This is a genomic window from Acinetobacter sp. ANC 4973, from assembly GCF_002135275.1.
GTDB classification, from domain to species: Bacteria; Pseudomonadota; Gammaproteobacteria; order Pseudomonadales; family Moraxellaceae; genus Acinetobacter; species Acinetobacter kyonggiensis.
Genome location: NZ_NEGM01000014.1, coordinates 58,205 through 69,314, shown reverse-complemented (window position 1 = coordinate 69,314; position 11,110 = coordinate 58,205). Strand labels below are relative to the sequence as shown.

General features: G+C 34.5%; 11 protein-coding genes and 2 pseudogenes. 3 read left to right on the top strand and 10 right to left on the bottom strand.

The window, feature by feature from the left end; genetic code table 11:
• A partial coding sequence (locus B9T30_RS16750; protein ID WP_227518985.1) for an IS1 family transposase occupies window positions 1–173 on the top strand: 173 nt, incomplete at its 5' end.
• Between the two features lie 942 nt (window positions 174–1,115).
• Here B9T30_RS16750 and B9T30_RS14005 read toward each other — a convergent pair.
• From B9T30_RS14005 to B9T30_RS13975, 8 genes and pseudogenes are all read right to left on the bottom strand, one after another.
• The gene (locus B9T30_RS14005) at window positions 1,116–1,529 is read right to left on the bottom strand and encodes a hypothetical protein (protein ID WP_086185547.1); all 414 of its coding nucleotides are present in this window, start codon (window positions 1,527–1,529) and stop codon (window positions 1,116–1,118) included.
• A gap of 147 nt (window positions 1,530–1,676) precedes the next feature.
• Window positions 1,677–1,766, bottom strand: a pseudogene (locus B9T30_RS16745) (short-chain dehydrogenase); the annotation flags it as partial.
• Window positions 1,767–2,014: 248 nt separating this feature from the next.
• Window positions 2,015–2,143, bottom strand: a pseudogene (locus B9T30_RS14000) (uracil-DNA glycosylase family protein); the annotation flags it as partial.
• A 30-nt stretch (window positions 2,144–2,173) separates the two neighbouring features.
• Window positions 2,174–2,884, bottom strand: a complete 711-nt coding sequence (locus B9T30_RS13995) for an SGNH/GDSL hydrolase family protein (protein WP_086185545.1) — start codon at window positions 2,882–2,884, stop codon at window positions 2,174–2,176.
• 364 nt (window positions 2,885–3,248) lie between these two features.
• Window positions 3,249–3,992: an SDR family oxidoreductase gene (locus B9T30_RS13990; protein ID WP_086185544.1), complete on the bottom strand. Its 744-nt coding sequence runs from the start codon at window positions 3,990–3,992 to the stop codon at window positions 3,249–3,251.
• Between the two features lie 27 nt (window positions 3,993–4,019).
• A complete protein-coding gene (locus B9T30_RS13985) occupies window positions 4,020–4,718 on the bottom strand; it encodes a histidine phosphatase family protein (RefSeq protein ID WP_086185543.1) in 699 nt (232 codons plus the stop codon).
• Complete coding sequence (locus B9T30_RS13980; protein ID WP_086185542.1) at window positions 4,715–5,836, bottom strand: phosphotransferase family protein; 1,122 nt, start codon at window positions 5,834–5,836, stop codon at window positions 4,715–4,717. The genes B9T30_RS13985 and B9T30_RS13980 overlap by 4 nt, the downstream gene beginning before the upstream one ends.
• A 134-nt stretch (window positions 5,837–5,970) precedes the next feature.
• On the bottom strand, window positions 5,971–7,209 hold the full coding sequence (locus B9T30_RS13975) for an acyl-CoA dehydrogenase family protein (RefSeq protein WP_086185541.1): 1,239 nt from the start codon (window positions 7,207–7,209) through the stop codon (window positions 5,971–5,973).
• 94 nt (window positions 7,210–7,303) lie between these two features.
• Between B9T30_RS13975 and B9T30_RS13970 the strand changes: the two genes are divergently transcribed.
• Complete coding sequence (locus B9T30_RS13970) at window positions 7,304–8,221, top strand: LysR family transcriptional regulator (RefSeq protein ID WP_086185540.1); 918 nt, start codon at window positions 7,304–7,306, stop codon at window positions 8,219–8,221.
• Between the two features lie 269 nt (window positions 8,222–8,490).
• Entirely contained in the window at window positions 8,491–9,045 is a 555-nt protein-coding gene (locus B9T30_RS13965; protein ID WP_086185539.1) for a thermonuclease family protein, read from the top strand.
• A gap of 201 nt (window positions 9,046–9,246) precedes the next feature.
• Here the strand turns inward: B9T30_RS13965 and B9T30_RS13960 are convergent, their stop codons facing one another.
• A complete protein-coding gene (locus B9T30_RS13960) occupies window positions 9,247–9,849 on the bottom strand; it encodes a nitroreductase family protein (protein WP_086185538.1) in 603 nt (200 codons plus the stop codon).
• A 280-nt stretch (window positions 9,850–10,129) separates the two neighbouring features.
• Window positions 10,130–10,621 carry a hypothetical protein gene (locus B9T30_RS13955; protein ID WP_086185537.1) on the bottom strand — a complete coding sequence of 164 codons (492 nt, stop codon included), beginning with the start codon at window positions 10,619–10,621 and terminating at the stop codon, window positions 10,130–10,132.
• Between the last annotated feature and the right edge of the window lie 489 nt (window positions 10,622–11,110).

The following is an 11,110-nucleotide window of genomic DNA, read 5'->3' as shown; positions in this document are numbered from 1 at the left end:
CAGGGTTAACTAACCATGTTGAGCGCTTTAATGCCACACTGAGAAATCGCTTAGGACGTTTTACACGAAAAACTTTGAGCTTTTCAAAGAAGAAAGAGAATCACGAGGCTGTCTTACATCTATTTTTGTTGAAATATAATCAGGATATGAAAAATAGGTGGATAACACGTTAAATTTAAACACTACCAAATAATTAATACTTTCATATCATTAATAACTTTTTGCTAAGAATAAGAGAGATAAATAAAAGTTCAAACACCCTAAAATAAAAATAAAAATTGACAACCTTATTGTAAACCTTCTTTTTTTTAGAAAAAAATACACCAATAAAATAGAAAAAAATAAAGAAACGAGACTTATAAATACAAATGAGTTTGGCAAAGAATTCTCCAAATAAAAACTAAAAATAGCTATTTAACTGATATTACGTAACCCGAATCCTGCTTAAGGAAGGCTGTTTTATTTTTCTTAAGTATAATGACTATTTTTAGAGTAAAAAAGATTCTAATTTGATACGACTGGTCATAAAAATTAATGATATTTGATCGATATATTATTTTTATTTCATGATTTTAAAGAAGATTCCTTATCCGTGATTCGGGTTGCGTAGTAATCATGTTTCGCCTATTACTCAATATTACATGTTATGTTTTGCATTCAGATAAATCAAAATATATATTTAAAATTAAAAGTCTGATCTCCAAACAGCAGCATACGGAATTATAATACTTATTAAAAAGTACAAACCAATATGCATGCTAATTAATGGACAAATAGTAAGAATAATAATATTCGCAACTAAAAATAATAAAAACATCACAAAGAATGGTGCTTTTGTGGTGTTAAAATTACTAATAGCAATATTATATGAAAAAACATTCAAACTAAGTCCCATTAAAAAATAAAAAATATAAATTGGTAAATTAGTCATATAGATATAATCAAGCATTACAGTTTACCCCCTCTTTTATCACATCAAGCATGAATAATCCTATCATCCCTACATTAGATATTTTAATTGGTGAATAACACAAAAAAATGATGAAAATTAGTACTATAGACTCAATTTTTCAACTTCATACAACGTATATTATGTTAATAATAGTCATTGGATTTTAATAAGTGATATACACTTTTGGCCTTTCATCTAAAATAACATCGAAAATCGTATTATCGGTCACAATTAGTAGATGTTCAAACTCTATATCTTGATATAGCTCACCTGCATCAGAATAGAAATCATTCAAAAAATATGAATGATTTGATATCCAAAATGAAGTTATACCAAGACTAGGTAGCATTGCTATAGTTCTTTGTCTATAGCTCTCATCCCCAACTCTATAAGAAACAGGCTGAATTTCAAATTCAGCTGTAACTTTTATAGTTTCTTCATTAAGATTATTTCTATTTTTATAAGAAGCCTTAAAAAATAGCTTTAATGGTCCTGCATAAGTACTCGTCATTCCTGTATATATTAGAAAAGGCAAATGCTCATCTAATGGATACCATTCTTTATACGACTCTTTCATTATCAGTACCTAATTTTATCATCAGAACGTTTTCCTCCTGACTGTTTATTTCTTTCGTAGGAAAATTACCTGAACTTGTAGGTCTATATTAATTGATCTACGAACAGATATAGCTAAATACCAAATAAATTATCTATACCTTCCTGAGGAGCGAGAAATCCCATAAACCGTATCTATGGAATCTGGTATTAACTTTACAATTGCTTTTCCTATGCCTTTGCTGACACCATAAATCAAAAATGTTTTACTAAGCTATTCATACATAATTTAATTGATTATTAACACAGGATTCAGCATAAAACCTCAGGTTAAGTTAAGGTCAAGCTTTTATTCAATATCAAGAGTGCCATACAAGAAAGCCCTATTCTTGATTTTCCCCCGATAATTGCTAAATTAGCAATAAAAAAAGCCTAAACACAAAGTTTAGAATTTTTTATTAATACTAAAGATTATTTCTATGGCTTTTATGGATTTTCAGGTTATTTATTTGAAGAATAAAAATCCATTTTCCAACGTGTTCTAGGCGGTGGAAAACTTCCCAGCATTAACAATTTAGCATTTTCAGGAAGGAATGGCTGAAGTGGATGCGTTTCAATTTCTGATTCAGTCGACATAACAAGCTATTTCAAAGGATTCTGATTAATTTAAAACATTTTGCGAATTTTTTCTGCGACTTGCTCAGCCCAAAGTGCATATATTTCCTTACTAGGGTGAAAACCATCTGCTGCCATTTCTAAATTTAATGTTTTAAAACGAACCAAATCGTATTCAATCCACTGTATATTCTGTTGTTTTTGCACAAATTGTCCAAGTGCTTGATTCATTTTCTTGGCATATTGACCAAATAACCATGCCAAAGGATTAGGCAATGCTGGAAATAAATTCATGGGTGGCACACCCGATGCAATAATGATATGTGGAGTAAATTTTTGATTAATTTCGCTGTAAAGCTGTTGTTGTTTTTTAATCCAGTTTTTCGGTTGGGTGAGTTTGGTAATATCATTTACCCCGACAGAAGTAATAACAACATCAAAATGCTGATGAGACATATTTTGAGCTGTTTCTATAATTTGTGCACTGCTATAGCCCGTTGTGGCTTCTAACATATAACGAACTTCATACTGGTTTTTTAACTGCTTCAATATTGAACCCAGCAAAGCATCTTCCTGTATTTGTACGCCTACACCTGCCGCAGCTGAATCGCCTAAAATCAAAATTGACAATGGGTTTCCTGCACCGATCGTTCCCTGGCGATTGCCATCGGGTTCAGGCAAACGTAGTGTATTTTTTTTGACTGCATAGCCTTGTATCAGCAGTGCTGGAATTAACACGATAGTCGAAATTTTTAAAAACATATTTAAGATTCATTTGAAAATAACAAAGGCTCGATATGAGTAATGCCAGTCAGTTAAGGATTTTAGAAATAAAGTCCTTAGCTTTTTAATTATTCACGACGGAGTCTTATATTTTTAAATCAAATACTTGGAGCTCATCTATTACTTTGGATAAGCCCAAAGTAATCAAAGGCATGTCATCCGCAAAACTCGCCAAATACCTTTTATTGATTAATTAATCGCAGAAACCTTACTGTTTTCAAAGTAGTCTTTCCTCGAACAGTTGCGGATGACGTTTACGCGTATCGAATAACATCATGAATTTAAAATAAAAAACCATTAAATCTATTAACTGACTGACATTACCGATATGAGCCTTTTTAGATCAACCCAACTTATTCACCAACTTTAATGGCAATATTTTCATTGCCAAACCAAGTGGTAACCACGGCCATTGTGGAACATACGCTTTAACAGGTTCTTTCTCAATGGCTTTGGCAAGTAAATGGGACCCTGTTTTCTCATCCACTTCAAAAGGTAATTTTTTCGCACCTTCATTGAGTTCAGTTCGAATATAACCTGGGAAAATCGTCGTAACTTTAATAGGGGTATCAATTAATTCTGCACGAATGCCTTCTGCTAAATGTGCCACTGCTGCTTTACTTGCGCCATAAGCGGTTAAATGTTTTGGCATGCCACGCATTGCACTCATTGATGAAATCATCACCAGATGACCTGAATTTTGGGCACGGAAAATTTCAACCGCAGCTTCACATTGAGCAAGTGCAGAAATAAAATTGGTTTCAACAGTGGCTTTATTAATGGCAAAGTTACCTTTACCAATACGGCGACCTTCCCCCACACCCGCATTGACAATAATTCGGTCAATCGTGCCAAATTCTGCTTTAAATGCTTTAAATACCTCAAACACTTGATCGTAATGAGTTACATCTAAAGTTTTTGCGATGACTTTAATTCCGTATTTGCTTTCAAGTTCTTGCTTTAACGTTTCAAGACGCTCTAAACGACGTGCACAAATCGCAAGGTTATAACCTTTTTGTGCAAATTCACGTGCCATACCTGCACCAATACCAGAACTTGCACCAGTAATTAAAATCGTTTTTGCCATGATGTATTTTTTCCTATTTTTCTACAATCAAATCCATGTGAGTAATTGAGAATCTTCAGCTTTTATAAAATGATGCTCATTTAAACTCAAAAGTTGAGGTTCGTTTCCAACCAAACGTAATGTGGTCATACTGGCATTGGTAATTGCCCAATTTAATGCAAAAGTACGATTTGCATTTAACTCAAGTAATTTACCTGCCGCCACTGAAATCACACCGCCTGATGTAAACACGACTGCATAACGGGGTTTAGTTTTTGCGAGTTCATCACTTAAATTTTGTAATGCTGTTTCCACACGATTTTTAAAATCGGGCCAAGACTCATCATATTCATGGTGATAATCACCCCCCGTCCAGCGTTCAATCGCACCTTCAAAAATTTTAGCTAAATAAGCACGTGGATTCGTTTCATTTTCCACATCTGCTTTAAGTAAATGTGGTTCATTAAAACGCGATTCATACTGGGCAAAAACTTGTTGATGATTAAACTCATTCCAAGCATGGTCAGTCATGATATTGGCTTCTGGAAAACATTCAGCCAAAGCTAGATGTGCCGTTTGTTGATGTCGCTGCATCGAACCTGCCACGACATAGGGTTCTTCTTTTAGAATCTTATTAAAATATTGACCTAATAATTTTGCCTGTAATTCACCATTCGGAGAAAGTTTGTCATAACTTTCTGCACCAAAAGAAGCTTGCCCGTGACGAATCAGATAAATTGTGGTCATTTCGCTAAAATTTCCTGTAGTTTGGATATATATTTTTGTGCAATTTCATTGACTTCGAATTTTTGTTTGCCAATCAGTTTTAAGGCACGAATATGTAAGGCATGAATCACAATCCAAAAGTCTTTAAATGCAGGATTGCTGGTTTGCTTATGATAGTAACGATAGTAAATTTGCTGCGCAATGACCGCTAAACGGAAAATGCCGAACACTTCGTAAAAAGTCCAATTTTCCGTTTGTAACCCTGTTTTATCTAAATAATATTCAACCACTTCTTTACGGGTAAACATGCCTTTTAAATTTGTGGGTTGACGACGTGTAGACTTAAAAATGTGATGGTCTGTTTCTTCTACCCAATAGGCCAAAGCAGAACCTAAATCCATCAAGGGATCACCCAAAGTCGCCATTTCCCAATCCAATACACCAATTACTTCCGTTGGATTTTTAGGATCTAAAATCACATTATCAAAACGCCAATCATTATGAATAATGCAGGTTTTAGAATCGGCGGGGATATTGTCATGTAGCCATTTCCGTACAAACTTAAATGAAGGCACATTGATGGTATGGGCTTTTGCATAACGAGCATCCCAACCTTCGACCTGACGACGACAGTAACCGTCGCCTTTGCCTAATTTTTCAAGTTCAGTTCCTTGATAAGGTACTTGGTGTAATTCAATCAGTTTATCAAGCACATTAATACAAAGTTGATGTACATCAGCTTCATCAAATTGTAATTCAGGGGGTAATTTAGCACGCGGAATAATGCCTTTGATGCGTTTCATCACATAGAAGTCGCAGCCAAGTACGGACTCGTCCTGACACAGTGCAACCATTTCAGGTAGTGCTGAATAAAAAGGTGCCAGATTTTTTTGTACATGATATTCACGTGCCATATCATGCGCAGATTTAGCTTTAGTCCCTTTGGGTGGGCGACGTAGAATTAAATCAGTATTGTCATATTTTAATCGATAGGTCCAATTGGAAGCACCACCTGAATATTGAGTGACTTCAACTTGACCTTGTAGATCAACACCTTGTGTTTTAAGCCAATTTTCTACCGCAACGATATCAAGTTCTTCGCCTTCACGAACATTTCCGCCAACATCAATCACTGACATTATTCTTTCCCTAAATCTTCAATTTTAAAAAGACTTCTTACTTCATTTATACCTCTTTAATTTTCCTACATAAACAGAAAAATTTAAGGAAAATTGTAAGAGGTCTCCTCTAGCATCATTTATATTTTTTAATCTTACTTACGACGTGAGCCGTAACCACGTTTTGCCAATTCAAGTTTAGCAATCATGCCTTTATGCACTTCATCTGGACCATCGGCTAAACGTAGGCTACGTGCTTGAGCAAAGAAACCGGTTAAAGGGGTATCGCGTGAAACCCCTGCACCACCATGAATTTGAATGGCCATATCGACCACTTTTTCCAATACACTAGGTGCAACTACTTTAATGGCTGAAATTTCGGTTAAAGCGGCCATATTGCCTAAAGTATCCATTTTATAAGCGGCATACAAGGTCAATAAACGCGCTTGATCAATCGCAACACGTGCTTCTGCAACACGTTCTAAATTACCGCCCAGTTTAAGAATTTCTTGACCAAAAGCGGTACGGCTCATACCACGGTCAATCATCAATTCTAACGATTTTTCCGCTGCGCCAATACAACGCATACAATGGTGAATACGTCCAGGTCCTAAACGTCCTTGAGCAATTTCAAAACCTTGACCTGCGCCACCAATAAAATTGCTCACAGGTACACGAACATTATCGAAACTGACTTCACCGTGACCATGTGGTGCATCATAATCACCAAATACAGGTAACATACGTTCAATTTTAACACCTGCCGTTTCAACAGGAACTAAAACCATAGAATGTTGATGATGACGATCTTTAGTCTCATCTGGCGTATGTGCCATAAAAATAATAATTTTTGCGTTTGGATCACCTAAACCCGACGACCACCATTTACGACCATTTAAAACAATTTCATCACCAAAGACGACTGCTGTAGCTTGCATATTGGTCGCATCACTAGAAGCTACAGCAGGTTCAGTCATACAAAATACGGAACGAATTTTTCCATCTAATAGTGGCATTAACCATTGTTGTTTTTGTGCTTCACTACCGTAACGCCACAATACTTCCATGTTGCCACTGTCAGGTGCATTGCAATTAAATACGGTAGGTGCAATTAAACTGCGTCCTGTAAGTTCAGCAATATGCGCATATTCTTGAACAGATAAGCCCTGACCTAATTCAGTATCGGGCAAAAACATATTCCAAAGCCCCGCTGCTTTAGCTTTGTCTTTTAGCATCTCTATTTGTGCAGGCCATTGCCATTTAGTCCAATCACCACCTTGATTTAACTCATGAACTTCATTCCAAAAATCTGTTTCAATGGGTTCAATTTCATTTTTTATAAAGGCTTTCGTCCGTTCAATATAATCTTGCGCACGTGCTGATAATTCAAACATCTCATGATCCCTTAAAATATTATGCTAACTTCGCTTTACAACAACATAACCTCAAAACTATTATGAACAAAATGATTTAATTCCATATTTCACTATGAATAATATTCATCATAAAACCGTTTTAGACATGGCTGTCTTTCATAAAATTGACATCAATTTATATCCATTGTTTATTGCTATTTTTGAACAAAACAGTATTTCTAAATCTGCACAGTTACTCTGTATTAGTCAGTCCGCAGCCAGCCATGCCCTGCAACGACTACGACAACATTTGCAGGATGATTTATTTGTCCGTGTTGGCAGTCAAATGTTACCGACACCATTTGCTGAACGGATTTATCCTATAATTAAAAATGCATTGGTTGCTATTCAAAGTATTTCTTTACAAAAGCAAAGTTTTGACCCGAGCATGGTACAAACACTCAAAATAGCCATTCATGATGAAATTGAACCGATTATTTTGCCAAAACTAGTTGAGCATTTTCATCAACTCAATTTAGAGGTGCAATTTTTTAGCATTAAGTTAGACCGTAAAAATGTGCTAACCGATTTGGCCACGCAACAAATAGATTTTGTAATTGATTTAGAACAAAATTTTGCTGATAAAATTCAATTTAAAAAATTGGTACAAGACCAATTTGTCGTGTGTACTCAACAGCAAAATATGACGGCTGAAATTTATTTTGCTTTACCACATATTGGTGTCTCTTCGCGACGTACAGGTGTACTCGTTGAGGATATTTATTTAAATCGTAAACAATTCTCTCGTCAGATTTTTTTACGCTGCCAACATTATTCAACAGCTTTACAAATTTTAGCGCAACAAGCCGCTGTCATTTTGACCATTCCTAAAAATATGCTTGCTCATTTACATATGGCAGAATGTTTAAACATTTTTGAGGTGCCTGTAGAACTGCCGAATATTAATATTGGAATGTATTGGCATAAAGATGTGCAGGAGAATGCAAGGCACCAATTTTTAAGGAATGAAATTTTAAAAATTTTTGCTTAGGCTATTTATATATGATTGTTAAATCTGTTTAAGTTATTTTAAATGACTATTCTTCATTGCTTTGGTTTATTTATCCTTTAGCTTTATTTCACATTGAAGCTGTTGTTTAAATAAGCAAAAGGCTGAATTAACAATATTTTCAGCACCATTTGCCTATTTATTCAGCTCTTATTTTTTGCGATTTCAATTAAACTAATCCCTCATTTCTCTCTTTTTATTGCTGAATTTAGACTGAATTTTTCAAACTAATTTCAACAAAGTTTTCTTTTATGTTGGCAAATCTCTCCCCTGTTTGGCTTATGGTTTTAGGCTTCATCTGTTGTCTAATTTTTTTATTTATTTTCCGCAAAATTTATACTTTTTTAAGTATTTTTTTTAAGCCTTTTAAAAAGGGAAAAAGCTATTATTGCCGCGTCACCGCCATTAGTGATGGCGATACTCTCACCTGCCATCGCTTAAACTTCCGACGTTCAGAAACCAAATTACGTTTTGCCTACGTCGATGCACCTGAATCAAGTCAGGCTTATGGCAAAGAGTCAGCACGTCTAATTAAAAGTATGGTGCACAAAAAATGGGTACGGATAAAAATTACCGATATTGACCGTTATGGGCGCTGCGTGGGGATTATTTACCGCTATCGTAAAAGTATGAATGAAGAAATGGTCAAACGTGGAGCGGCTTGGGTATATGAAGAATATATCAAAGATAAAAAACACCTACACTATATGATGTCACTGCAAGACAAAGCCAAAAAGCAGAAAAAAGGCTTATGGAAAAGTAGCCGTCCTATACGTCCAAGTGTCTATCGTAAACAAAGCAAATAGAACTTATCAATAATCAAAGTTTAAATCTGTAAAATGCGCCAATTCATTATGAATGATTTGGTGTAACACCCTCATCTACATGAATAGAAATTTATAATGAATGAACACTGCGTCTCGCCTTAAAATATCAAACGCCCAATGAAAGACATCAGGCGTTTGATTAAAATAGCTCAATCCTTATTTTAGGGCTAAAGACTCAAATTATTTAAAGACTTTAAAACGCACAGTATCATCTATATAAGCTTTGTCTTTAGCTTCACCTTCAACAGAACCAAAAACCAACTGGGCACGAAGTTTCCAGTTTGCAGGAATATCCCATTCTGCATGTACTTGCTCATCGACAATTGGGTTGTAATGCTGAAGTGAAGCACCTAAGCCGTCCGTATGTAATGCAGTCCAAGTGGCAAACTGTGCAATTGCAGTTGAATGTTCTGCCCACACTGGAAAATTATCTGCATAAGATGGGAACTGCTCTTGCAAGCCTTGAATCACATCTTGATCTTCAAAAAATAAAACCGTACCCACACCTGCCGCAAAGCTATCCATTTTGGCATCAGTTTTTGCCGCAGCGTCGGCGTCTTTTGCATAAGATTTTAATTTTTCTTTCACAAAGCCCCAAAATTTTTCATGCTCGGCATTAAATAAAATGACAGCACGTGACGATTGTGAGTTAAACGATGATGGGCTTTGCTTAATAGCATATTGAATCAAATCAGTTAAATGTTCTGGACTTTGCTCTACATTTTTACCTACAGCATAAATTGTACGGCGTTTATTAATTAAATCTAAAAACTGATTCGACATTTGATGAAATCCTGTAATATTTTCTCGGGAAGATTTTAAACAACCTGCAAACACTATTAAGAAAATGTGAACTATCAACTTTCATAACAATACATATGTAAACATGTTGTGGTCATACCATATGCAATAATAATTCCAATATCTAGTACATTTTATTGATAATTAAATCTTTAATTTTTTATATAAAATATTTTATTTAATTTAAATATCTTGATTAGCCGCAAAATAACATTAAAAAATCCTCCAAAATTGGAGGATTTTTACAATACTTTATTGAATTTTAGAATTTCACATTCAAAATACTTTGTGAGACTTTATTCTTCCAAAGATCACGTAAAGTCGGTAAATAGAATTTTTCACCAATTTCAACCAACTCGGCATCAATCAATGCATGAATTTCGTGCATAAATAAATAATCCAATTCGACTGTTTTCAATTTTTTATTGGTTTTAGCAAACGCCTTACGCTTTTGTTGCGCAGTTTTAACCAATTGATCGGCATAATTCTTATTTTTAAATTGAGAAATCGCATTTAAGCGTAATTCAATTACACCCCAACCGGTTAATAATAACTTGAACAACTCAAAATCTTCTGTGGTTGATTCCCAAGTCATTTCATCCAAATTTTCATCATTCGGAAGAACAGGAAGAAGAAGTTCCATGATACTCGGAAAAATCTTTTTAAAATTCAAAATAAATTTAACAGGATGCTCACCCGGATAATCCTTAAATTGCACCTTTTTCTGAACATCTGTTAAATAAATATCTAGCATTAAAAAAAACCTTATATAGAGCACTGTTTTTTATAGCTTTATTTTTCACCTTGCAAAATGAATGCAAAATAGAAACAAAACAAAAACATAAAAAGAAAAGCATTTTAACAATTATGACATTTTATTCAATGCTAATTCATTTATTTAAAAGAGCATCTACAGAATAAGATGAAAGACTGGGTAGATATTAAAAAAACTGCCCTTTCAGAGGGTCTGTTTTGTTATTTTAGTAATGCAAACCTTTGATATGGGTGCCAATACAGATACAGACTCATTGGCAGCAGCATAAATATAAGAGCTAAACATGGGAGTTGATAAGATTACTAACCAAATTTTGTTAGGTGGAAAATACATCATTAAAGCTATCACCAAATGATAATGATAATGATAATGATAATCACTACATATTAATTATCATTTACAACTCTACACAAAAATTATTTAATTGCATGAATAATCACAAAGAAACCATGACAGTGCGCTGAACCC

Excerpts from the sequence above, each read along its gene's own strand:
- B9T30_RS14005 (WP_086185547.1), bottom strand. The coding sequence starts at position 1,529 with ATGAAAGAGTCGTATAAAGAATGGTATCCATTAGATGAGCATTTGCCT.
- B9T30_RS13995 (WP_086185545.1), bottom strand. The coding sequence starts at position 2,884 with ATGTTTTTAAAAATTTCGACTATCGTGTTAATTCCAGCACTGCTGATA.
- B9T30_RS13990 (WP_086185544.1), bottom strand. The coding sequence starts at position 3,992 with ATGGCAAAAACGATTTTAATTACTGGTGCAAGTTCTGGTATTGGTGCA.
- B9T30_RS13985 (WP_086185543.1), bottom strand. The coding sequence starts at position 4,718 with ATGACCACAATTTATCTGATTCGTCACGGGCAAGCTTCTTTTGGTGCA.
- B9T30_RS13980 (WP_086185542.1), bottom strand. The coding sequence starts at position 5,836 with ATGTCAGTGATTGATGTTGGCGGAAATGTTCGTGAAGGCGAAGAACTT.
- B9T30_RS13975 (WP_086185541.1), bottom strand. The coding sequence starts at position 7,209 with ATGTTTGAATTATCAGCACGTGCGCAAGATTATATTGAACGGACGAAA.
- B9T30_RS13970 (WP_086185540.1), top strand. The coding sequence starts at position 7,304 with ATGAATAATATTCATCATAAAACCGTTTTAGACATGGCTGTCTTTCAT.
- B9T30_RS13965 (WP_086185539.1), top strand. The coding sequence starts at position 8,491 with ATGTTGGCAAATCTCTCCCCTGTTTGGCTTATGGTTTTAGGCTTCATC.
- B9T30_RS13960 (WP_086185538.1), bottom strand. The coding sequence starts at position 9,849 with ATGTCGAATCAGTTTTTAGATTTAATTAATAAACGCCGTACAATTTAT.
- B9T30_RS13955 (WP_086185537.1), bottom strand. The coding sequence starts at position 10,621 with ATGCTAGATATTTATTTAACAGATGTTCAGAAAAAGGTGCAATTTAAG.